The organism is Paenimyroides ceti (genome assembly GCF_030409925.1).
On record NZ_JAUFQU010000001.1, the window covers coordinates 2,527,668 to 2,550,963 of the forward strand.

General features: G+C 41.6%; 19 protein-coding genes. 17 read left to right on the forward strand and 2 right to left on the reverse strand.

Annotated features, from left to right (window positions below; translation table 11 throughout):
- The first annotated feature begins 55 nt into the window (after positions 1-55).
- From QW060_RS12615 to QW060_RS12695, 17 genes are all read left to right on the forward strand, one after another.
- Positions 56-304, forward strand: coding sequence for a hypothetical protein (locus QW060_RS12615; protein WP_133147453.1), 249 nt, complete (start codon positions 56-58; stop codon positions 302-304).
- A 27-nt stretch (positions 305-331) separates the two neighbouring features.
- Entirely contained in the window at positions 332-1,210 is an 879-nt protein-coding gene (locus QW060_RS12620) for a helix-turn-helix domain-containing protein (RefSeq protein ID WP_024567742.1), read from the forward strand.
- 110 nt (positions 1,211-1,320) lie between these two features.
- A complete protein-coding gene (locus QW060_RS12625; protein ID WP_024567741.1) occupies positions 1,321-1,728 on the forward strand; it encodes a hypothetical protein in 408 nt (135 codons plus the stop codon).
- A gap of 86 nt (positions 1,729-1,814) precedes the next feature.
- A complete protein-coding gene (locus QW060_RS12630; protein ID WP_024567740.1) occupies positions 1,815-2,078 on the forward strand; it encodes a hypothetical protein in 264 nt (87 codons plus the stop codon).
- 124 nt (positions 2,079-2,202) lie between these two features.
- Positions 2,203-2,886: a HupE/UreJ family protein gene (locus QW060_RS12635; RefSeq protein ID WP_024567739.1), complete on the forward strand. Its 684-nt coding sequence runs from the start codon at positions 2,203-2,205 to the stop codon at positions 2,884-2,886.
- Between the two features lie 11 nt (positions 2,887-2,897).
- Positions 2,898-3,506 (forward strand): hypothetical protein, encoded by a 609-nt coding sequence (locus QW060_RS12640; protein ID WP_024567738.1) that lies wholly within the window; start codon positions 2,898-2,900, stop codon positions 3,504-3,506.
- 21 nt (positions 3,507-3,527) lie between these two features.
- Positions 3,528-7,922 carry a CusA/CzcA family heavy metal efflux RND transporter gene (locus QW060_RS12645; protein WP_024567737.1) on the forward strand — a complete coding sequence of 1,465 codons (4,395 nt, stop codon included), beginning with the start codon at positions 3,528-3,530 and terminating at the stop codon, positions 7,920-7,922.
- Between the two features lie 21 nt (positions 7,923-7,943).
- The gene (locus QW060_RS12650; RefSeq protein WP_024567736.1) at positions 7,944-9,134 is read left to right on the forward strand and encodes an efflux RND transporter periplasmic adaptor subunit; all 1,191 of its coding nucleotides are present in this window, start codon (positions 7,944-7,946) and stop codon (positions 9,132-9,134) included.
- 18 nt (positions 9,135-9,152) lie between these two features.
- Positions 9,153-9,362 carry a hypothetical protein gene (locus QW060_RS12655; RefSeq protein ID WP_290363865.1) on the forward strand — a complete coding sequence of 70 codons (210 nt, stop codon included), beginning with the start codon at positions 9,153-9,155 and terminating at the stop codon, positions 9,360-9,362.
- A gap of 12 nt (positions 9,363-9,374) precedes the next feature.
- Positions 9,375-11,213: a heavy metal translocating P-type ATPase gene (locus QW060_RS12660; RefSeq protein ID WP_024567735.1), complete on the forward strand. Its 1,839-nt coding sequence runs from the start codon at positions 9,375-9,377 to the stop codon at positions 11,211-11,213.
- Between the two features lie 34 nt (positions 11,214-11,247).
- Complete coding sequence (locus tag QW060_RS12665) at positions 11,248-11,670, forward strand: hypothetical protein (protein WP_024567734.1); 423 nt, start codon at positions 11,248-11,250, stop codon at positions 11,668-11,670.
- Entirely contained in the window at positions 11,627-11,785 is a 159-nt protein-coding gene (locus QW060_RS12670) for a hypothetical protein (RefSeq protein ID WP_290363866.1), read from the forward strand. The genes QW060_RS12665 and QW060_RS12670 overlap by 44 nt, the downstream gene beginning before the upstream one ends.
- A gap of 25 nt (positions 11,786-11,810) precedes the next feature.
- The gene (locus QW060_RS12675; RefSeq protein WP_024567733.1) at positions 11,811-12,134 is read left to right on the forward strand and encodes a DUF6122 family protein; all 324 of its coding nucleotides are present in this window, start codon (positions 11,811-11,813) and stop codon (positions 12,132-12,134) included.
- 57 nt (positions 12,135-12,191) lie between these two features.
- The gene (locus QW060_RS12680; RefSeq protein ID WP_024567732.1) at positions 12,192-12,560 is read left to right on the forward strand and encodes a hypothetical protein; all 369 of its coding nucleotides are present in this window, start codon (positions 12,192-12,194) and stop codon (positions 12,558-12,560) included.
- 72 nt (positions 12,561-12,632) lie between these two features.
- The gene (locus tag QW060_RS12685) at positions 12,633-15,035 is read left to right on the forward strand and encodes a TonB-dependent receptor (RefSeq protein WP_024567731.1); all 2,403 of its coding nucleotides are present in this window, start codon (positions 12,633-12,635) and stop codon (positions 15,033-15,035) included.
- 83 nt (positions 15,036-15,118) lie between these two features.
- Positions 15,119-16,366: an MFS transporter gene (locus tag QW060_RS12690; RefSeq protein ID WP_024567730.1), complete on the forward strand. Its 1,248-nt coding sequence runs from the start codon at positions 15,119-15,121 to the stop codon at positions 16,364-16,366.
- Positions 16,367-16,441: 75 nt separating this feature from the next.
- The gene (locus QW060_RS12695) at positions 16,442-17,269 is read left to right on the forward strand and encodes an RteC domain-containing protein (RefSeq protein WP_024567729.1); all 828 of its coding nucleotides are present in this window, start codon (positions 16,442-16,444) and stop codon (positions 17,267-17,269) included.
- Between the two features lie 46 nt (positions 17,270-17,315).
- Here the strand turns inward: QW060_RS12695 and QW060_RS12700 are convergent, their stop codons facing one another.
- On the reverse strand, positions 17,316-22,742 hold the full coding sequence (locus QW060_RS12700; protein WP_024567728.1) for an N-6 DNA methylase: 5,427 nt from the start codon (positions 22,740-22,742) through the stop codon (positions 17,316-17,318).
- Complete coding sequence (locus QW060_RS12705; RefSeq protein WP_450091476.1) at positions 22,729-23,280, reverse strand: DUF1896 domain-containing protein; 552 nt, start codon at positions 23,278-23,280, stop codon at positions 22,729-22,731. Before QW060_RS12705 ends, QW060_RS12700 begins: the two co-directional genes overlap by 14 nt.
- Positions 23,281-23,296 lie beyond the last annotated feature (16 nt).

The following is a 23,296-nucleotide window of genomic DNA, read 5'->3' on the forward strand; positions in this document are numbered from 1 at the left end:
ACAATATAAGGTTGCTCTTTGCTTTTTTTAATTTAATCAGCTTACATATAAAATTATGTTTCACTTACATTTAGCAGGTCTTTTGACCTTTGAATTATTGACGTTGATTGCAGCCGTTTTTTTGAGGATTTACATAGACAGGCATTCGCTTGGAAAATGGTATCGCCATTTCAGTAAAGTCGTTCTTGTGATGCTTCACCTCATCCTTGTTGCAACCATTGTTCACGGCATTATTCATCATTTTCATTCAGGGCATCATACACCGCCACACCACAACGGAATGGAGCAGCACTCAAACCATTAGCCTGTATTTTGATTACCTTTGTAAGCGATGTTTGATATTTCAACGGAACATAAAAAGAAAATCAATGCAGTTATCAACTTCATTCAGCAAAACCCGCAAGAGGAGCTTTCGTTAGCACAACTTGCGGGCATCGCTAATTATTCGCCTTTTCATTTCCAAAAAATATTTAAGCAGGTAACTGGCGAAAGCCCGAAACAGTTTATCATAAAGGTAAGAATGATAAATGTTGCCCATTATTTGCTCACACATACGCACAAATCCATTACCGAAATTGCACTGGATAACGGTTTTGCTTCATCTTCTACATTTGCAAGGAGCTTTAGGAATTTCTTTGGTATTTCGGCAGAGGAATTGCGGAACATTCCGTCAAAAGACCACACGACTATTACAAAGTACCTGAAGCATATAAAAATCAATGGGAACTTTTTCGTAAATGATAATAACGGCAGGGAAAAGGATTTGAGCATTGAAATAAAAAAAGCCCAATCGCTTAAAGTCATTTTTGTAAATGCACCTTTAACAGACATCGGAGAAATTCATAAGAGTTTCAAAAGAGTTATTCAGTTTGCAGAGGCAAGGGATTTACTGACTGTGAACACGCAATTTGTCGGCATTGTCAATCCACACGCAGGCATATATCAGGCAGGAATAACGTTACAGGCACATCAGGAGATACCCAAAGGCATTGATATACTAAACATTGACGGCGGAAAGTTTGCCGTATGTGGCATTACAGGCGATACAAAACAAATATTCCATACTTTTCACAGCTTATACGAATGGCTGCATCAAAGCCCTTACAGGATTAAACAACCTTTTGCATTTGAGATTTTACCGCAAAGCCCGCTGACAAATCCTTACGAAAATATGGAGAGAGCAATCCATATTCCTGTTGAGCCTGTGTAAAAGGCTTTTTAAATTTAAGCATCTGCCATTGTAATATTTTATTGGGGGCTAAATTCATTTTTTTGCACCGAATTATTACCAAATGAACTTATTTGTATATCTTTGCCATAATGTTGCGTAAATATATTGCCATATTGTTTTTAATTGCTGCCCAATTAGTTATTTTGGGGCACGGCATTGTATCGCACCACCACCACGCAGATATTGCCAATGACGGGCATCAGAATGGCAACAATCATCATAACAATAGTAAAGAAACACCTTTAGAGCTTGCCTTTTCGGGTTTTATACACGCTGGCGAACACGTATCTTTTACTAATTCAAGCGAAACCAGAATTGTTATTTCAAAGGATGATGTAAAATCAATCAAGGCTTTACCGATTGATTTCATTCCGCCTGTTGAATATATAGTTGTCTATCAGAAACACACGTTTCCACCTGATGGACACTTTATTTATTTACCACCGCTCCTCGGAGCATACACCCTTCGGGGACCTCCCTCTTTCATCGTTGCTTAACTTTCATTCTCTGAAAGTTAAAATTTGAGTTACGCCCAATCCTACGGGCGAATTATTTCTTTTTTAATATCAAATTTATTTTAACGATGAAAAAATCATTCATTATAGCGGCATTTGCTGCACTTGCGTTTACAGCTTGCAATAACAGCGAAAAATCTTCTTCGGATAATTCAAATTCAGAACAGGAACTAACAGCTCCGGCAGTCAATCAGGACAGCATTGACAAGGCTCACGGTCATTCCCACGACCCTGCGGGTAATCATACACCTGCTGACAGCACAGATAAATCTGCTGCGCAGCCTAAAGTTAATCAGGACAGCATAGACAAAGCTCACGGACACAAGCATTAATCCTTTTGGGGATTACGCTTAATCCGTGTGCATAATTGATTTCACAAACTGTACATCGTGAGATGTGTGTATTCACCTATGCACATCCTCGATGCTATGCTTTCAATTAACAAAAAATCCGGAAATGAAGTATATCAAAATTTTTCTATCAATAGCCCTACTGATATTGGTTTCAGGGGCGGCGTATGCTCACGGAGTAGATGAGGATACCCAGACATTTTTAAGCGGCAATTCGGGAGTAGCTTTCGTTCCTTTTCTGTATATCGGGGCAAAGCATATGCTCACCGGGTATGACCACCTGCTCTTTCTTGTAGGCGTTATCTTTTTTCTGTATCGCCCAAAAGAAGTACTGCTTTATGTGAGTTTTTTTACCATTGGTCACAGTATTACCCTATTGCTGGGTGTATTGGCAGATATGGCAATCAATGCCTATCTGATTGATGCCATTATTGCATTGTCTATCGTGTATAAAGGCTTCGATAATTTAGGAGGCTTTCAAAGGTTTTTAGGACGTCAGCCCAATACCAAAGCGGCAGTCTTAATCTTTGGACTTTTTCACGGGTTTGGTTTAGCCAGTAAGTTACAGGAATTGAGCTTTGACCGAACCGGCTTATTGACCAACCTGCTTGGCTTCAATATCGGTGTAGAGATAGGTCAGTTCATAGCCTTAGCCCTTGTATTGTTTATCATCACTAATTGGAGAAGGTCACCGAGTTTTCTAAAATTCTCAACAGTTACAAATATGTTGCTGATGGCAGCAGGCTTTTTATTATTCGGCTATCAGTTAGTCGGTTATTTTAACTCTTAACAAATATCAAAATGGCAGAAATAGCACATCAAATCTTAGATAAGAAATCCATTGTAAAGCAGGTCATTATTGCTTTGGTTATTGGAGCGGTACTCTTGGTAAGTGCCGTACTCCCGGCTGAATACGGGATAGACCCTTTGGGTATTGGCAAGGCAACAGGCTTTAGCAAGCTGTATGTTGGTGATGCAGGTACGGAAGCGTTGGCTTCGGGACCGCACAAGATACTAAAACTGGAAAATGTTGGCTCTCCGGCAGATGTTGCCAAACCAGCGGCGGCAGATAACCCGCCACCAGCCACTCAACTGGCAGAACGTACAGACGAGGTAAGCGTGGTTATTCCGGCAGGCGAAGGATTGGAATACAAAGTAAATATGTTGAAATACGGTCAGATGAAATATGAATGGATTACCGATAAAGGTGAGCTATACTTTGACTTTCACGGCGAAGTAAAGAACAACAGCAACTACTTTGAAAGCTATACTATTGCCTATTCCAATAATATGGTCGGCTCTTTAGTCGCTCCGTTTGAAGGTCCGCAGGGCTGGTATTTCAAAAACAATTCCAATGAGAACATTACTGTTAAAATCAAAATGAAAGGACAGTATCTTCTTAAACAATAAATATTCTAATAACATTATGATATGTTAAATAACATCATTCATTTTTCAATCAAGAATAAGTTGGTAATAGGATTATTTACCCTGGCATTAATTTGCTGGGGTTCCTATTCGCTTACCAAACTTCCTATTGATGCCACACCTGACATCACGGATAATCAGGTGATGGTCATTACTGTATCGCCTACACTGGCGGCGCAGGAAGTGGAACAGCTCGTAACCTTTCCCGTGGAGCAGACAATGGTCAGCATTCCGGGTATAAAGGATATGCGTTCCTTTTCCCGTTTTGGGCTTTCTATTGTTACCATTGTATTTGAAGAAAAGGTAGACATCTATTGGGGCAGGCAACAGGTACAGGAAAGGCTGACTATTGCAGCTAAAAATATCCCCGAAGGGGTGGGTACGCCTGAAATGGCTCCTGTAACCACCGGTTTGGGCGAAATCTACCAATACGTTATCCATCCCAAAAAAGGCTATGAAGATAAGTACGATGCCACAGAGTTAAGAACCATTCAGGACTGGATTATTAAACGGCAGCTATTAGGTACGCCCGGCGTGGCGGAAGTAAGTGGCTTCGGAGGGTTTGTAAAGCAATACGAAATCGCCATTGAACCTGACAGGCTTGCCAGCCAGAACATTAATATCTCCGATATTTTCACAGCACTGGAAAAAAACAACCAAAATACGGGAGGTGCATATATTGATAAAGGTCCGAATGCTTTCTTTATCCGAAGCGAAGGCTTGGTAAAGAACATTGAGGAAATCAAAAAAATTGTTATAAAAACCGAGGGAGGCGTACCCGTTTTGTTAAGAGATGTAGCCGAAGTTCGTTTTGGCAACGGTCCAAGATACGGAGCAGCCACACGTAACGGTGAGGGCGAAACCGTTACAGGTATCGTTATGATGTTGAAAGGAGCTAACTCATCGGAGGTTATTACCAATGTAAAAGAAAAGATTGCGGAAATTCAGAAAGGTTTACCCGAAGGTGTAGAAATAGAGCCTTTCCTCGACCGTAAAAAATTGGTGGACGGAGCTATTTCAACCGTTTCAACCAACCTTATTGAAGGGGCATTAATTGTAATTTTTGTATTGATACTTTTCTTAGGAAACCTGCGAGGCGGATTGGTAGTGGCTTCTGTAATTCCACTGGCAATGTTGTTTGCAATAGCAATGATGCGGGTTTTTGGAGTTTCAGGAAACCTGATGAGCTTGGGGGCAATTGACTTCGGGATAATCGTTGACGGAACGGTCATTATAGTTGAGGCGGTGTTGCATAGGATTACAGGTAGCAAGGAACGGTACGGTGGCGTGGCTAAACTGACACAAGACCAAATGGACGAAGAAGTTTATCAGTCGTCCCGTAAGATACGTTCCGCAGCAGCATTTGGCGAGATTATTATCTTAATCGTGTACCTGCCTTTATTAGCATTGGTAGGCGTTGAGGGTAAAATGTTTGGACCAATGGCACAAACAGTTTCTTTTGCCATTTTAGGCGCATTCCTGTTATCGTTCACTTACGTTCCGATGATGTCTGCATTGGTGTTGAGTAAAAAGACAACGCACAAAGAAAACTTTTCGGACAGGATGATGAAAGCCATACAGAAAGTTTATACACCTATCATTAATGGTGCGATGAAGCGAAAACTTTTGGTAGTATCGGTTGCAGTGGTATTGTTCATCATCACACTTATCACATTCAACAGAATGGGCGGTGAATTTATCCCGCAGTTGGACGAGGGCGATTTTGCAGTGGAAACAAGGGTTCCCGTGGGAAGCTCCATCACCCAAATGATAGACGTTTCCCAAAAAGCACAAACCATTTTATTGAAGAACTATCCCGAAGTAGAACAGGTAGTAAACAAAATAGGTTCGGGTGAAATTCCGACAGACCCAATGCCTATTGAAGCGGGAGATATGGTTGTTAAGCTAAAGCCTAAAAAAGAATGGACAAGTGCAGGCGACAGAGAAGAACTGATTGAAAAAATGCAACAATCTCTATCTGTAATCCCCAATGCAACATTCAGTTTCCAGCAACCCATACAGATGCGTTTTAACGAATTGCTTACCGGTGCTAAGCAGGATGTGGTTTTAAAAATATACGGTGAAGATTTAGATGTGCTTTCTGACCTTGCTTCAGATGTAGGTCGGAAAATAAGAAATGTTGAGGGTGTAGAAGATTTGTATGTGGAAGAAATTACGGGTTTACCACAAATCAGCATACAGTTTGACCGAGATAAGATAGCCCAATACGGAATGAACGTTGAGGACGTGAACAGTGCCATCGAAACAGGCTTTGCCGGTAAAGCAGCAGGTTTGGTGTACGAGGGAGAAAGACGTTTTGATTTGGTAGTACGATTGGATAATGCTTCAAGAGCAGACATTACAGATGTTCAAAATCTATTTGTAAGTACGCCCACAGGTCAGCAAATCCCTTTAAGCGAGGTGGCGAATATTGCTTACAAACCCGGTCCGGTACAAATACAGCGAGATAATGCGAAAAGACGGATTACACTTGGTTTCAACGTAAGAAACCGAGATGTAAAAAGCATCGTAAACGATATTCAGGATATTGTGAATGCTAAGGTTAAGATGCCATCAGGCTATTATATCACCTATGGCGGGCAATTTAAAAATCTCGAAGAAGCCAACGCAAGGCTGGCAGTAGCTTTGCCTGTCGCACTATTGCTCATCCTATTGCTTTTATACTTTACATTCCGTTCGGTAAAGCAGGGCTTATTAATATTCACAGCTATTCCATTGTCTGCAATAGGCGGTGTATTTGCTCTACTTATCAGGGATATGCCTTTCAGTATTTCTGCAGGTGTAGGTTTTATTGCGTTGTTTGGGGTTGCGGTTCTGAACGGGATTGTATTGATAGCGGAATTTAACCGATTGGCAAAAGACGGTGTAGAAGATATTTACGAAAGGGTGCGTATTGGCACTCGGGTAAGGTTAAGACCTGTATTGATGACAGCCGCCGTAGCCTCTTTAGGCTTTTTACCAATGGCTTTGTCCAGCTCATCAGGTGCAGAAGTACAACGCCCGTTGGCTACGGTAGTTATTGGAGGGCTGATAACGGCAACCGCTTTAACCCTTGTAGTGCTGCCGGTACTGTATATCTACTTCACTAAATCATCTTTCAAAATGCGTAAAAACAAAGCCTTACCTACCGCCATATTGCTATTGGGATTTTTCTGTTTCCCATCTGTAATGCAGGCGCAAGTACCATCCAATTCGGGAACGAGAGTGCTGACCTTGCAGCAATCTATTGACGAGGCGTTAAAAAACAACAACAGCATCAAGATAGCGGAGTATAACATCAATGTCCAGCAGGCTTTAAAAAAAGGAAGCGTTACTATTCCTAAGACAGAAATTTCCTATACGCAGGGCGTAGTGAGTAATCCTACCATTAATGATAATTTAATCAGTGTTACACAGCGTTTTGATTTTCCAACGGTTTACGGCAACCAGTCAAAGCTGGCGCAGGAAAGAATACAAAGCAGCGAAAAATACAAAGCTGTGACCGAAAACGACCTTGTAGAAGACGTGAAGCTGGCTTACCTGCAATACCAGTACATTTTGGAAAAAAGGAAGCTGTTGTTAGAGCAGGACACCATTTTTAGTAAGCTAAGCAAAGCAAGCGACGTGAGATACCGGACAGGAGAAAGTACAAGCCTTGAAAATGCTACTTCATCTGTACAGTACCGGCAAATTCAAAATGAGCTGGAAAAGAACGAAGCCGATATAAAAATTGCCAAGCAGCTTTTACAGACATTGCTCAACACAACCGATGATATCAGTATAGCAGATACCGCATTAGTTCCAAGAGATATATTATTGCCTATGGATAACGCATCTACTGCCAATAATCCCATCATTCAATATCTGCAACAGGAAATCAATGTAAGCCAAAGAGAAATCTCTTTGGAGAGAAGCAAGATGCTACCGGATATTATTTTAGGTTATAACGGTCAAACCTACAAAGGCTTGCAAACAATAAACGGTATAGACAGAACCTATACCGGAAAAGACCGGTTTAATTTTTTCCAGATTGGTGTTGCTATTCCTCTTTTCCCCGGAGGTTATAAATCCAAAATCAATGCGGCTAAAATCAACGAGCAGATTGCACAAAAACAGGTGGAACTGACAACGATGAACCTGAACGGACAATTAAAAGAGCTGGCGCAGGAGTATGTGAAATATCAGAAGTCAATAAACTATTATCAGACACAGGCATTGCCGCAGGCAGACCTGATTATCAACAACTCGGATAAAGGTTTTAGAAGCGGTGATATTTCCTATACACAATATTTGCAAAACCTTACGCTATCCAATAACATCCATTCGGAGTATATAGACAACCTGTATAATTTCAACAGGGTCGTTATTTCCATAGAAGCAATTTCAGGTAAAAATTAATCATTCAAAAAAATTAAAATAATGAATAGGTCATTTAAAAAATATATACCGCTCCTACTGCTATCAGCAATAGTGGTAGTATCCTGTAAGGATAAAAAAGAGCAAGCTGCCGGGGAGCAGACTACCGCAGAAAGCAAGGCGGACACAGCTTCTTCGGTCAGACAAATTACGTTTACTCCTGACCAGTATAAGCTATCAGAGATACAAACAGGTGCTATCGAATTAAGAAACCTAAGTAATATCATCAAGCTGACGGGAGCTATCGAAGCTGACCCTAACAGTATAGCCACAGTGTCAGCACCATTGGGAGGTTATATAAAAACAGCAGGGCTGCTACCGGGGCAAGCTGTAAAAAAAGGACAGCAATTAGCCACCATTGAAAACCCGGAATTTATTACCATTCAGCAGGAATATCTGGAAAGTATCGGCAGGTTGGAATATTTATCGCAGGAATACAAAAGGCAGCAGGAATTGAGAAACGAGGATGTGAATGCAGCAAAGACTTTTCAACAGGTAAGTTCAGATTATAATGTAATGAAAGCCCGTATTGCCGGATTAGAACAGCAAATGGCACTCATTGGCATCAGCAGCGCAAGTTTAAAAAGCAGCAATAAAATTTCCAGAACTGCGGGCATTTATGCACCCATTTCAGGTTATATCAAAAGCAGCAATACCAACATTGGTAAATATGCTGCCCCTACCGATGTGCTGTTTGAGATAACAGGTACAGATGCCCTGCATCTTGCCTTAAATGCCTTTGAAAAAGACTTGGGAAAAATTCAGGTTGGGCAAACGGTTAAGTTTTCATTATCTAATGAGAATGATTACCGCCACACAGCAAAAGTGTACTTGGTAGGTCAGGCAGCCGATGACAAAAAAATGATACCTGTGCTTTGCCGCTTTACCAAAGATGCAAAACTTTTACCGGGAATGTATGTAAAGGCGTGGGTAGAAACAGGAACGGAACAAAAGAGTGCAGTACCGAATGATGCCATTGTTCAGTTGGACGGTTTGGATTACATCATTATTCAAACAGCGGATAGTAAAGACGGCTATACCTTCCAGTTGGTACAAGTTGCCAAAGGTATGGAACAGGAAGGCTATACGGCTATCGAATTGCCTCAAAGTGTTAATCAGCAATCATTAAAGGTAGTTACTAAAAATGCTTATACCATTCTTTCGGCAATTAAAAACGCTGAAGAGGAAGAATAAGACAATGCTATCTACTGTATGAAATCAAGAACAAATAGAAGTCGGAAAACAAGAAAGAGGAAAAAATTTGTACCTCCTCCGAAAAGAAAAGGAGGTACAAATAACAGACCCCTATCTAAAAAGATGAAGTATGGTTTGATTGCCCTTGGGGTAGTATTGTTTATAGCATTGCTCATATTATCGGTAGTTATTTCAAACTTGGGTATATCCAAAGGGCATACCCATTAATATCATAACAATATGAACTATTTACAAACCTTTTTTTCCCGGCAATTTTTTTGGGAAATCATACGCATTATTACAGTGGGTATTGCCAGCCTGTTGTTTTATTTAGAAATTATACCACTTCCCGTCTTGCTGGCAGCTACGGCTTTTGGTTTATACGCATTGCTAAAAACTGCCATTCTCGAATTAATCAGGGAACGGAAAATAGGTACGGAGTTATTTATTTCCATTGCCGTAATCGTATCGGTCGTTGGTAAAGAATATTTAGCGGGTTCTGTGGTGCTGATGATTATCCTGATTGCCGAATACATTGCCAGTGCAAGCGGTGAAAGAGCAAGAGCATCTATAAAGGAACTCATCGGTTCTGTGCCACAGACAGCCATATTGAAAAAGGACGGTAACGAGCAGCCCGTATCTATTGCATCACTGACGGTGGGTGATATTGTGGTGGTAAAGGCTGGCGAAAAAATACCCGTTGACGGTAAGATAGTGGCGGGTTCGGGGTCTGTAAACCAAGCCCCCATAACAGGAGAAAGCGTACCCGTAGAAAAAAATTCCGGTACAGAAGTATTTGCAGGTACAATACTGGAGTTAGGGGCTTTGGACGTAGAAATGACCAAAGCGGGAAAAGATACGGTGTTTTCACGCATTATCGCTTTGGTAGAAGAAGCAGAAAGCAGTAAAGCCCCTATTGAAAAATTAACGGATAAGGTAGCGGCGTGGCTGATACCCGTTGTTTTCGTTTTTGTATTGGGTGTTTACCTACTAACTAAAGATGTAAAGCTCGTGATAGCCCTGCTTATTTTCACTTCGCCTGCCGAATTAGGCTTAGCTACGCCTTTAGTAACCATTTCTGCCATAGCAAGAGCCGCAAGAGAAGGAATACTTGTAAAAGGCGGTAAGTTTTTGGAAGAATTGGCGAAGATAAAAACCATTGTTTTTGACAAAACAGGCACATTGACCATAGGTAAGCCTACCGTAAACAGAGTTGAAATACTCGATGACAGCTTTACTGAAAAAGAATTGGTGCAATTAGCGGCATCAGCGGAAAACCGTTCCAGCCACCCCCTTGCCAATGCTATACTGATGTATGCGGACAATATGGGTGCTTCGTTATCAGAGCCTACGGATTTTGAGGTATTCAAAGGGAAAGGTATCAGTGCTACCATCAACAATAAAAAAGTGCTGATAGGTAACAAAACGCTGATGGACGACCATACTATTTCCGTAACCGTCAATAGCGAAAACCTCACCGATACGGCTATCTATATGGCGGTGGATGGCAATGCGGCATCTGTGTTTTATGTGTCAGATGCGATACGTCCGGGAGCAAAGGAAATGATTGAGGAATTGAAAAGAAGCGGTGTAGAAAACATCATTATGCTCACAGGCGACAATCCACAGACGGCAGCACACGTATCAGGACAATTAGGTATTACATCATTCAGGGCAGATATGCTGCCTGAAGACAAAATCAAGGCGATACAGGAACTACAATCCAAAGGCGAAAAAGTAGCAATGGTTGGTGACGGCATTAACGATGCACCTGCTTTGGTACAGGCGAATGTAGGTATTTCTATGGGCATAGTGGGTACACAAGCTGCAATGGAAGCGGCTGATATTGTATTGGTGGAAGATAAGCTGGAAAAAATAGCCCGTTCCAAAGCCATCAGTAAAAAAGCATTCAGGACAATTAAGGAAAATATCATCGGCGGTGTGGGTGTGGTACACGTTGTAGGTATCACATTGGTGTTAACGGGAGTTTTAGGACCGGTGCAGGCAGCCATCATCCACCTGTTACCTGATACGCTGGTGTTTCTTAATTCAATCAAATTACTTAGGGTAAAAATTTAATTCTTAATTATTCACTTTTTAAAAATCAAAAAAAATGAGAAAAATCAAATCAATCGGAATGGCTTTAGTGGTTGCTATTGCAACTTTAGCAATTAGCCCTGCAATGGCTCAAAGCGGACACGGTGCAGCTCCACACGGGGGTAAAATGGTAGATATTGACAACTACCATATCGAAATGGTAAAAGCCAACAATGCGCTTACTTTTTATGTGCTGGATGCCAATGCTAAAACGTTAACCAAAACGGCTACCGGCTCGGTAGAATTTGCTTTTGAAAATGGCAGTAAATCAACAGCTAATCTTATCGCAGGTAAAAATGGAGCATTGACAGTGGCATTGCCTAAAAATGGCATCCATACGAATTGCACCGTTACGATTACCTATGAGGGCAAAAAGTTGGTTGGAAAATTTAAAAATGAGGTTTCTGCTGCTGACAAAGCACACGGACATCAACACTAATTTTTCATCTAAAATTGGCGGTGAAATAATAAGGCTTTGTGGAATAAGACTTCCGCAAGGCTTTATTTCCATAACAAATCAACATAAACTATTAATAGGCTTCATACCCGACTAAAAAACGACCAAAGAAAAATAACTAAATGTCCTTATTCGTACTGCAAAATATTATCCACTACGCTTTGCACCTTCTCTTTCCGGGATTGGTTGCCTTCGTGTTTTTCAGAAAGGAATGGAAGATGGTCTGGATAATTTTGTTAGCAACAATGCTTGTTGATATAGACCACCTGTTTGCAGAACCGATATTCGACCCGAACAGATGCAGCGTTGGCTTTCACTACCTGCATTCGTATTATGCAATAGCAGTGTATTTCTTGCTCTTGCTGTTCGGCAACAAAATAGTCAGGATTGTTGCGCTGGGCTTATTGTTACATATGGCAACCGATTTTCAGGATTGTCTTTGGTAGATACCCGTTGAGTTTACAGGAAAATCCAAAACATTTTTAACCATATCGTAGCTAAAATTGAAAGATAAAAGAAACATAAAATTTGCAGGACTTTTTCTGTTGCTGTTATACCTGTTCGGCAACAGCCCTGCACTTATGTTTCACCACCACGATGAAATTATTGCATTTGAAAAAGCAACCAAATGTGAAAAAACTGTTTACTATTCAGATGGCAGCAATAGTTTCTGCGAACATAAAGCCCACCTTAGCAAAGTATTAAAGAAGTGTTTTCTTTGTGACAATCATTGTGTATCTGTTCATCTTTTTACCGCTATACAGTTTGTTTGCATTAATGTTGAACATCGTTCGGAATATACATTATATAAGGCAAATTTTTACGAAGCCACACTTCCTGAAACCCAAAACAGAGGTCCGCCAATAATTTGATTTTTTATAGAGGTAAGCAGCCGGAGCGTCTGTTTATCCAGCTCAAATTATAAGAATTAAAAAATCAGATTTATGAATTTAAAAAGCGTATTGCTATTGGTTGCCTTTGTTTCAGCAACCTTAAACATATTTGCACAAAACAGAATTTCCGGTACAGTAAAAGACCAGGAAAATAATAAAAATTTAGCCGGGGTATCAGTCTATATTGCTGATTTAAAAGCCGGAACCACAACGGATGTAAACGGTAATTATGAAATCAAAAACCTGAAACGGGGAACATATCTTTTAGAGATAAGTTTTACAGGTTATGAACCAATAATCGAGAAAATAACGATAGCACAAGATACGGTTATGGACTTTGTATTAAGTCCTGCCATTACGGAGCTGAACGAGTTAATCATCACAGGTGTAACCCGCTCGACAGAACTAAGATTAAGCCCTGTTATTGTCAAAGCGGTTGACGGCAACACCTTAAAACAAAACAGTGCTACCAACCTGATTGACGGTTTGAGAAACATACCGGGCGTAAACCAGATAACAACGGGTACGGGAATTTCAAAACCTACCATAAGAGGATTGGGATACAACAGGGTGATTACATTGAATAACGGTATTCGTCAAGAAGGGCAGCAATGGGGAGATGAACACGGTATTGAAATAGATGAGAATGCGGTGGACAGAGTGGAAGTAGTGAAAGGTCCCGGCAGCCTGATGTACGGCTCGGACGGTATTGCCGGAGTGCTTAACTTTCTTGCTCCTAAAGCCTTGCCAATAGGTGAGATAAAAACGCAGGTTTCTACGAATTACCAAAGCAATAATAACCTGATAGGCTACTCCCTTTCCAATGCAGGCAATAAGGATGGTTTACAATGGTTGGGCAGGTTTAGTAATAAATTTGCGGGCAACTATCAAAATGCCTACGATGGGAAAGTCTTCAATTCGGGTTTTAAGGAACTTAACGGCAGCTTGTTCTTGGGAATAAACAAAAGGTGGGGACACTCGCACCTCACCGTCAGCTCTTATAACAACACGCTTAATCTTGTAGAGGGCGAAAGGGACGAGTTAGGAAGATTTATCTATGAAAATGCCAATGGCGATGAAGTAGTTGCAAGCGGAAATGATTATAAAGGGTATAAGGTCGGTTTTCCACATCAGACCATCAACCATTTGGGCGTTTCTTCCAACAATTATTTCATATTGAATAAAGGTACAATTAATGCCGATTTCGGTTTTCAGAACAATAAACGAAGAGAGTATGAAAACCCCGCCGCTCCCAATGAACCGGCATTGTTCTTTGATTTGAACACACTTAATTATAATGTGCGGTATAATTTTGAAAAATCAAGAGGCTGGGAAACTTCGGTTGGTATCGGTGGTATGTGGCAATCCAACACCAACAGAGGGGAAGAATTTTTGATACCTGCCTATAATCTGTTTGATGCCGGAGCATTTCTTTTTACACAGAAAACTTTTGGCAAACTCACTTTAGCCGGAGGACTTAGATTTGACAACAGGTCTATGAACTCAAAAGAACTCTATCTTAATGAAGACGAAGAGCCTGTGCAAAGTACAGACCCCGATGCGGAATTAAAGTTCAGTGCCTTTAATAAAAACTACAATGGCGTTTCCGGTAGCTTAGGATTGTCTTATCAAGTCGATAAAAATTCTACGTTAAAATTCAATGTATCGAGAGGTTTCAGAGCGCCGAACAGTACGGAACTGTCAGCGAACGGAAGACACGAGGGAACGTTTCGTTATCTGTTCGGAACACCTGATTTAAAATCAGAAATCAGTCACCAGATAGATGTTGCCTATTTTCTGAACTCCAAACACATTACGTTGGAGCTTACGCCATTTGTAAACTTCATTCAAAATTATATCTATCTCGAAAAACTTGTTGCGGAAGACGGAACGGAAATTATTCCCGACCCTGTTGATGGTGCGCCAGCCTTTCAATATACAGCGGGCAACGCTACCTTAGTTGGTGGCGAAATTTATTTGGACATACACCCGCAACCGATAGAATGGCTGCATTTGGAAAACTCATTTTCGTATGTACAGGCTACCCAAAGCAGCCAACCCGAAAGCTCGAAATACTTGCCGTTTATCCCAGCCCCGAGATACAGGGGCGAAATCAAAGCCGAATTAAGGAATGTAAATAGAACGTTTTCCAACGCTTACATCAAATTTGGGATTAACCACTTCTTTCAGCAGGATAAGTTTTTCAGTGCTTACGGAACAGAAACAGCAACACCCGCATACACTTTATTGAGTGCAGGTATCGGAACAAATATTAAGGCGTTCAACCGGAGCGACTTTATGTCTTTGTTCATTAGTGGAGAAAATCTTGCTGATGTGGCTTATCAAAGTCATTTAAGCAGACTGAAATATGCTCCTGAAAATCCGGCAACGGGAAGAATGGGCGTTTTCAATATGGGACGTAATATCAGTGTGAAACTGATAATGAATTTTTAAGAAACCATAACGAAGCGGATAGAAAAAAGCACCGTCTGACGGCGGTGCTTATCCGCTTAATAAGAATAATTTAAAAATGTAAAATGGAATTACAATTATTAAAAAAAGCGTTTACAGAACCATTTAAAACATTACGGAACTCGACTTTCGCAAGGCTTTATTTTGCCCAAATCGCAAGTTTGTTCGGGGATGCCTTTACGTGGTTAGGATTGGCATTGCTTACCTATGAAATCAGCCCCGATAATGCGGCAGCTATATTGGCATCGGCTCTCACTTTGCGGGTAACGGCGTATATCATTTTTTCGCCCTTTGCAGGCGTAGTGTCTGAAAAATTAAAGCGAAAAAACATATTGCTGATAACGCAACTGGCAAGAATGGCAATTGTGTGTATGCTGCCGTTTGTAAATGCCGAGTGGCAGGTGTATGGGTTGATATTTGCATTGAACGTATTCGCTGCATTCTTCACGCCAACATACAGGGCTATTATCCCACAGATAGTAGACAAAGAAATATACAGGGAAGCCAACGGCTTATCAATGGCAACTTTTCAGTTGTTAAGCGTATTTGGTCCTGCATTGGCGGGGATATTTGCGGTATGGTTAGGAGCCAAGCAGATTTTCTTTGTCAATGGAGCAACATTATTCATTGCCATACTACTGATATTGACTATACCGGTGGCAGCACTGCAAAAAGGAGTGAATACCGATAGTACACCGCCCGGCAATACGTGGAGCGAAGTAATAAAAGGTATTCGCTTATTGTTTGGAAACAAGATTTTAAGGTTCTCTTTAAGTATTGAATTTATATCTGCTATTGCCGGAGCTATGGTATTGGTAAATACCGTTGGTTTGGTAAAAACATCTTTAGCTTTAGATGATAAGCATTACGGCTGGATAATGGCAATTTTCGGAGTAGGCGCAGCTATCACGGCTTTTCTGTTAGGCAGCCTTGATAAAACCAAAACACGGAGCATATCGCTGATAAGCGGGGCTGTCCTGATAGGTTTAGCTATCAGCTTTGCCAATTTTGTTCCGTACAACGGCTTGCTGTTCTTATGGGTTTTGGCAGGTATAGGTCAAACGCTTGCCGATATGCCGTCAGAAACATTAATAGGCGAAAACATTGCATCAGAAAATCAAGGTAAGGTGTACGGTTCTCACTTTGCGTTTTCTCATTTGTGGTGGGCAATAGCATACCCGATAGCAGGTTTTTTAGGCACACGGTTTCCCGAAAAAGAGTTCTTGTATGGAGGTATGCTTACGTTGGCTTTGGCGGTAATTGCTGTTTTAACCTTTAAATCATCGAAAGGAAATCGTAAAAAGGCACTTTGACCGATTAGCTAACCCTATGTAATGACATCAACTAATTCAATGTAGGTGTCCAATAGAAATTTCAAAATAAACAGGATGGATAAATTTTATAACGAAACGTTGAATAATCTGGAAGCCGCAATCAAAGAATTAGAAACTGAAACGGATTGCTCCATACAACAGATTGAAGTGATAATAAAACTTATCATCAAATGCCTGTCTAATGTGAAAGAATATGTATTGAACAGAGGATTTAAAAATGTAGAGGAAGAAATTCGTTTTTTCAAGCATCAAAAGCCCGCTATTGTTTCAAAGCTCATCTATTATAACGCTATCTATAAAATCGAAACAAAGAAACCTTATGGCGGTAAGGCAGTGAAGAAATACTATAATGATGAATTGGAAAAACTCAAAAGATATTTTGACAATAACCTCGAATTTTATAAATATTACAGAACCAATAATACTTTTATAGATGATAAGCTATTTGTACGGGGAAAGTATGACATTAAACTAAGTCTGGACACCTATTATTTTGAAGCGGACCATAATTTTTCCACTTCCCACGATTATAAGGCTGCAAAAATCATCGCCAATGACCTGATACAAGTATATCTTGAAGACCAGCTTCACAGCCCGATACATAAAAGCAAATCAATAGAATTACCTAACTTAAATTGGCGAGGCAGTAAAACTGCATTGACAGAATTGATATATGCCCTTCACGCTCAGGGTGTATTTGACAATACGGATATTAAAGTAATCGCCAAAACATTTGAAAGCATCTTTAATGTTGATTTAGGCGACTTTTACCATACATTTATGGAGCTGAAAGCCCGAAAAATAAACCGGACGAAGTTTCTTGACAGCCTGCGTGATGCGCTGATAAAACGGATGGATGAGCTGGAAGAAGATGAATATTAGAAATTGATAAAAAAGGAACGGGGACTTGCAGATCCCCGTTTTCTTTTCATAGTACGCCTCGTGGCAAATGGATACCTTTAGTTCTGATAATGCTTTCTGACACCTTTGGAGCTTGCTGCTTTTTTTCAGTTTGTTCCGCAGGTTCTTCTACTTGTTTAACAGGTTCTATGGAAAGCTGTATTTTCCTTTCTACGGCAGCCAGTTCAGTTTTAAGTTCGCTTAAACGGGTTTCTTTAGACCACGTACCGTTAACCACTTCCTGAAGCACAGGCAAATCTTTTTGGAACTCGGCAATATTCTCCTGTTCCTTTTTAATATAGACAGGCAGCTTTTCCAAAGCCCTTAAAAAATTCAGTGATGCCGTTTCGGGGTCTTTTGCCATAACACCGTTATTGAACGTGTATTTGATATTGCCCTCGCCCTGTACAAAAAATCGGTTCACACGAATATCCACGCCCTCTTTTTGGGAAACTTCGGTTTTTACCAATAGCTGAAAACCATACAGGCTACCGATTTCTTCATAATCGCCTCCTGTACGTGCTTTGTCCGCAAGCTGGTTAAGTTTTGCACCCGTCTGTTTTACATCGGCATTCGGCGATAAACCGTCCAGCACAAGAGCATTTACAACCGTACCGTCCTGCCGTTTTTGTAACCGTTGCTCTAAGTTTCCCCAATCAAGGCTCATACGGTCAAAGCGTGATTGGGCTTTGTCAAGTTCGGCTGTATAGTCTTCCAATTTATATTTGGCACTGTATTTAGAACGACTGTAAGCCTGCTTTTCGCTTTCCAGTCCGGCAATCTGCTTTTCTATTTTGGCTTTATCCAGCAAGTCGGTATTTCCTGAGAGAATTGCTACATATTCCGAGAAGTTCATACCCGATTTTTCGTCCATACTACCCTCGTCAAGGGTACGCTTACCGAGATTATTATTCTTTAGCTGGTCGATAAAAAGCTGTTTGTTGAATAGCAGGTTGAACTTATAGCTGTCCAGTGATTTTTCTACGGCATAGATAATTACTTGTACTTTGTTGTCCGCAAAATGCTTTGCAATTTCATTGCCTTTTCGGATAGCCCGCCCGTCCCTTTGGGCAAGGTCGCTCGGTCGCCACGGTGTATCCAAATGGTGTACGGCAACGGCTCTTTTCTGTGCGTTTACGCCAGTGCCGAGCATACTTGTTGAACCGAACAGCACACGGATTTTGCCCTCGTTCATTCCTTTGATAAGTTCCTTACGCTGCTTATCATTCTTAGCTTCCTGTATAAACCGGACTTCGTGTGGAGGTATGTTGTGGTCTTCCACGAGCTTGCGTTTAATTTCAGAATATACATTCCATTCACCCGGTTTATAAGTACCTAAATCCGAGAAAATGAACTGCGTTCCTTTTTGCGCATTGTATTGGTGGTAATACTTCGCAATGTTAGCGGCACAATGAGAAGCCTTGTTGTCGGGGTGGTCTTCATAAATATCGCTTACCATTCGCATATCCAACGACATTTTACGGGCGTAGTCCGTAGCAATCAGCATTTTTGCTTTTTCTTCCCGTTGAGAAAGCGGCTCTCTTCCTAATAAAGTGGCATTGCCCGTTTTGGCAAACTGCATCAGGCTTTGGATAAATGCTTCCTGGTCGGGAGTTGGCGGTATGTTGTATAACACCTCATTCTTTTCGGGGCGGTCAATTCCAATATCTTTCGCTGTACGGTAATCCGTGATTTCGGAATAGAATTGAGCCAGTTCCGGTACTTTGATAAAATAGCGGAAACGTTCTTTCGCCACGATATTATTAGCCACCGAAAATTCATAATCGGTGGTCTTACGGGCGTAAATAGCCGCCCACGCATCAAAAGAATGAATGCCTTGCTTTGCCAATGCTCTTGGGCGTAGGTATTTAAACAGCAGATACAACTCTGTCAGTGAATTGCTGATGGTTGTACCCGAAAGAAAAGTAGCACCCATATCCGCATCAATACGGTCTTGGATAGTGCGAATGGCAAAGAGCAGGTTCAAAGCCTTTAGGCTTCCGTCCATATTTCCCAATCCGGCAACCCTTGAATGGCGTGTATTAAAAATGAGGTTTTTAAACTGGTGGCTTTCATCCACAAACAAATGGTCTATGCCCATCATTTTGAAGTCCACCACATCATCTTTACGGTTCTCAATATCGTGTTGCAGGGTTTTCAGCTTTACTTCGAGATTTTCTTTTTGCTTTATCGCTCCGGCAAGCATCCCTCTGGTAACTTCATTTCCTTGCGATTGCAGCACATCGAGGTTACGCTCCACACTGTCCAGTTCTATTTCGAGAATTTCCTTTTGCATTTCGGGCGATTGCGGTATCATAGAAAATTGGTCGTGTGTGAGTATCACGCAATCCCAATCGTTGTTTTTAATATCACCAAAAATCCGCAAGCGTTTTTTAGGCGTAAAATCGTCAATGCCCGGATAGAGTATTTTAGCGTGCGGATAGGCGGTTCTATATGCTTCGGCAATTTCGGGTACGTTCGCTTTCAGCCCGATAATCATTGGTTTGTGAGCCAGCCCCAACCGCTTCATTTCCTGTGCTGCCGTACACATTACCAGCGTTTTTCCTGCACCTACTTCGTGGTCGCAGATAGCACCGTTGTTGAGCTTAATCATCCAAACGGTGTCCTTTTGGCTATCATACAGGTCTTGGATTTTTAACCCCTTGCGGTCTAATCCCGGAAACTCCTGATGTGTTCCGTTATAATTCGGTCGGACGAAACAGTTAAAGGTATCATTGTATTGGTCGGTCAGCCTGTTTTTAAACTCATTGTTTTGGGCGTGGAGCCACTCTGTAAAGGCAGTTCGGATTTCGTCAATCTTGGTGTTTGCCATTTGAATGGCTTCCATATCCCTAACCTTTACTTCCTTATCATCTATTGTGATTTTCTTGGTAATATCAGGCGTAGTATTGACAAGGGCGTGCCTCAGCAGGTTAATCCCGTCAAACGTTCTGCTCTCTGCCTTAACAGCATATTTGTCCCATATATGCACATTCTTCTGTCCACAGGTTACAGAAAAGTCATCGGAGCTTTCGGAATAATGTACACGCACATCCGTATCGAAAAGATGCGAAGCAAAACGGGCATAAACGCCAGTCGGTATCCAGCGTTCGCCGAGGTTAAAGTCCAGCTCTTCAAATTCAATTCGTCTTGGGCGGGCTTCTTCCAAAGCAGTAAGGCTTTCTTTGGCTTGGGCATCATCGGGATTGTTTTCGAGGTAGTTTCTTACATCCGCCGCTTTTTCTACCACGTTACCTGCAATCCAGCGTTCGGCGATTTCATATTCCTGTTGCAAAGGGTTATAGAAAATCCTGCCGTGTAAGGCTTCTTTCAGCACATCGGCAGTCATATTGCTCACTTCGGACATATAGTCCAAATCCACACTTCCGTATTTGTTCAGCGATGCCGCCAACGCTTCATCGGGATTGTCGGTAGCTAATGTTGTGATGGAAAAGCTGACCGGACGGCTGAATATATCCGCTTTGTGTACCACGCCGCCCACCACACGCTCCAGATAAGGCATTTCCTTTCCGGCACTGTCCGTTTTAATGAGCTTGATATTATCGGCGCTATTCAGATTGCCATACCTTTTGATAAAGGCATCGTACAATCGGTTAAGGTTTTCCCTTTCTTCTTTGTGTTCAGTTTGGTGCTGTGCTTCTTTGGTATAAAGCTGTTGGTAAACATCACGTACCTGTATATACGCTTCGGCTCTTGCTTTTTGCGTAGGAGGTAATTGCAACGGGTGGAAGACAGCCGTACCGTCTGCGGTATCTACACTTTGCAGATAACCCACCCAGCCATTATCTACCACAAGGCAATCGTTTCGGTGGAACGATTGCAGTTCGTTACTAAACGGCGCAGGTTCGGGAATGGCGGCAAGAACGGCTACGGGAATGGCTGGCTTATCAGCTTGGCCATTCCCGTTTTGTTGCGAAAACAAATCGCCGATTACTTCCTGTTCTTTGCCATTAAATGTTTTATTGCCATTTGAAACAGGAAGCGTGTAAGGTTGCTGCATTGCAGAACTGAACAGGTCGGGCTGGCGACTGATAGGCATTCGTTTTCTCTGGCTGGTCTGTCTTTTGGCTGATGTTGCTTTTTTTGGCGGAGCAAGGACAGCCACAGTTTCACCTGTATTTTCAAATAGGTCGAAAATGCTTAGCTGTTTTAATTCCTGCGGACTTTCCTGTCTTATCACAGGTGTCGTAAAAAGCTGTTGCTGGGGCTGAATGATTTCACGCTCAACAATGGGAGGCGGAATTACCGGCGTTGGAATTTGTATAAAAGGTTCATCGTGTTGTTCGCCTTTGTATAAAGACAAATTCAGGTGGTTACCAAAATCTTCGGAAAGCATCTCTTTGAGGGCATTTGCAATGCCCTCAACGCCGTCTTTGTGTGTATAGATTAATGCAGGTTGCCCGTAAGGGTCAGTATCTACTTTCCAATGCGTATGTATAATTCTTGTACCGTCCTCAAATAAAGCATTGCTGGGTGTACCATATCCTGTTTTGTTGCTTTGGCAAAACAATTCTTCCGCTTCGGTCAAATTTGGTTTTGCTGTATTCTTTTGCAGGATTATCAGGTCAGAGCCAACCTCTGTACCTGCATAATCTGTAAACAGATTGTTGGGTAAGCGGATAGCTGAAACCAAATTGTTGTTTTCCATTAATGCCCTGCGTATCGGCTCATTATTCGGGCTGTTCAAAATCCCCTGTGAGGTAATGAAAGCCTGCAAACCACCTTCTCGGAGCATATCATTTCCTTTCAAAAAGAAATAGTTATGAATGCTTCGGGCAGCTTGCTCCTTTGCGGGGTTTCTACTTCGGGAGTATGAAAGGTCAAATACAGAGGTATCACCGAACGGGATATTGCTGGCAACAACATCGTAACTGCTTTGTTCCTTTTCGGGGATTTCCTCAAAACCGCTTATGCGGATATTATTTGCGGGATAAAGCTGCTTTAGGATTTTGCCCGTTAGCAAATCTTTTTCGTAAGCAGTAACATTGGCTTTTTGATTTTCCGAAAAGGATTGTATAAATGAGCCGATACCTGCGGAGGGTTCGAGGAATTTATCAATCTTCAAACCGCTATCACGCAATACGGAAGAAACGGCATCTATAACCTCCGGCGGTGTGTAGAATGCTGTGAGTACGGAGCTTCGCATACTGTCCACAAATCGTTTGTATTGCTTTTCGTCTGTGGCATTTTCTTTTAAAACCTGATGCAGCTCCTGCGTAATAGAGAAAAGGTCGTGTTCGGTCTTTCTCCAATTGTTGATGTCCATCTCATATTCAACGGGGTTCAGAACGAATTTAAGACCGCCAAATCCGCTGTATTGCATCATTAGCAGTCTTTCGCCTACGGTGGCTTGTCGGTTCTCCTTTTCCAGTTTAAAAGCAATTCGCAGGGCATCAATATTCTGTTGGAGATGTTGCTTTTTACTGAAGCCCATTTTCGGTTATCCATATTGCGATGGTTCCCGTTATTTCGGTGTAGAGTACATCAAACTCATAACCGTAGGCGAAATCATCGGTCAGTTTATATTTGGCAAAAACAGGCTCGCAAACACGGAACATTTTCAGGGCAAATGGTCGAAGTTCCTCGTCTGCCATTAGGGTATCGAACTCATTGCAGACCACCTGAAAAATGGTATCGAACCTTGAAAAATGTAAGCCCTCAAAGAGAATGTAATTGGCTATTTCGTTGCACTGCTCAATAGCGTTTCCCGAACTGAAAGCACCCTCGTAAGCATTGGCAGCCCACGAAGAACGCTGGTCGATAAATTTGTGGTCGCTGGCTTTTTCAGGAAAGCCTGAATTAAGATGTTCTTGTAGTCGTAATCTGTAATACGACAAGTCTTTTTGCTGTGTACTCATACTATAATTTTGTTTAGAATTTTGCTTGAAGCCTAAAATTATAGCGGTAGATAAGTGCCTTTGAAGAAGTGGCAGGGTTTGGCTTTGTGTGGCAGGATTTGTCGCAATGAGCAATAAAAAACCTCTGAAA

Excerpts from the sequence above, each read along its gene's own strand:
- QW060_RS12615 (WP_133147453.1), top strand. The coding sequence starts at position 56 with ATGTTTCACTTACATTTAGCAGGTCTTTTGACCTTTGAATTATTGACG.
- QW060_RS12620 (WP_024567742.1), top strand. The coding sequence starts at position 332 with ATGTTTGATATTTCAACGGAACATAAAAAGAAAATCAATGCAGTTATC.
- QW060_RS12625 (WP_024567741.1), top strand. The coding sequence starts at position 1,321 with ATGTTGCGTAAATATATTGCCATATTGTTTTTAATTGCTGCCCAATTA.
- QW060_RS12630 (WP_024567740.1), top strand. The coding sequence starts at position 1,815 with ATGAAAAAATCATTCATTATAGCGGCATTTGCTGCACTTGCGTTTACA.
- QW060_RS12635 (WP_024567739.1), top strand. The coding sequence starts at position 2,203 with ATGAAGTATATCAAAATTTTTCTATCAATAGCCCTACTGATATTGGTT.
- QW060_RS12640 (WP_024567738.1), top strand. The coding sequence starts at position 2,898 with ATGGCAGAAATAGCACATCAAATCTTAGATAAGAAATCCATTGTAAAG.
- QW060_RS12645 (WP_024567737.1), top strand. The coding sequence starts at position 3,528 with ATGTTAAATAACATCATTCATTTTTCAATCAAGAATAAGTTGGTAATA.
- QW060_RS12650 (WP_024567736.1), top strand. The coding sequence starts at position 7,944 with ATGAATAGGTCATTTAAAAAATATATACCGCTCCTACTGCTATCAGCA.
- QW060_RS12655 (WP_290363865.1), top strand. The coding sequence starts at position 9,153 with ATGAAATCAAGAACAAATAGAAGTCGGAAAACAAGAAAGAGGAAAAAA.
- QW060_RS12660 (WP_024567735.1), top strand. The coding sequence starts at position 9,375 with ATGAACTATTTACAAACCTTTTTTTCCCGGCAATTTTTTTGGGAAATC.
- QW060_RS12665 (WP_024567734.1), top strand. The coding sequence starts at position 11,248 with ATGAGAAAAATCAAATCAATCGGAATGGCTTTAGTGGTTGCTATTGCA.
- QW060_RS12670 (WP_290363866.1), top strand. The coding sequence starts at position 11,627 with ATGAGGTTTCTGCTGCTGACAAAGCACACGGACATCAACACTAATTTT.
- QW060_RS12675 (WP_024567733.1), top strand. The coding sequence starts at position 11,811 with ATGTCCTTATTCGTACTGCAAAATATTATCCACTACGCTTTGCACCTT.
- QW060_RS12685 (WP_024567731.1), top strand. The coding sequence starts at position 12,633 with ATGAATTTAAAAAGCGTATTGCTATTGGTTGCCTTTGTTTCAGCAACC.
- QW060_RS12690 (WP_024567730.1), top strand. The coding sequence starts at position 15,119 with ATGGAATTACAATTATTAAAAAAAGCGTTTACAGAACCATTTAAAACA.
- QW060_RS12695 (WP_024567729.1), top strand. The coding sequence starts at position 16,442 with ATGGATAAATTTTATAACGAAACGTTGAATAATCTGGAAGCCGCAATC.
- QW060_RS12700 (WP_024567728.1), bottom strand. The coding sequence starts at position 22,742 with ATGGGCTTCAGTAAAAAGCAACATCTCCAACAGAATATTGATGCCCTG.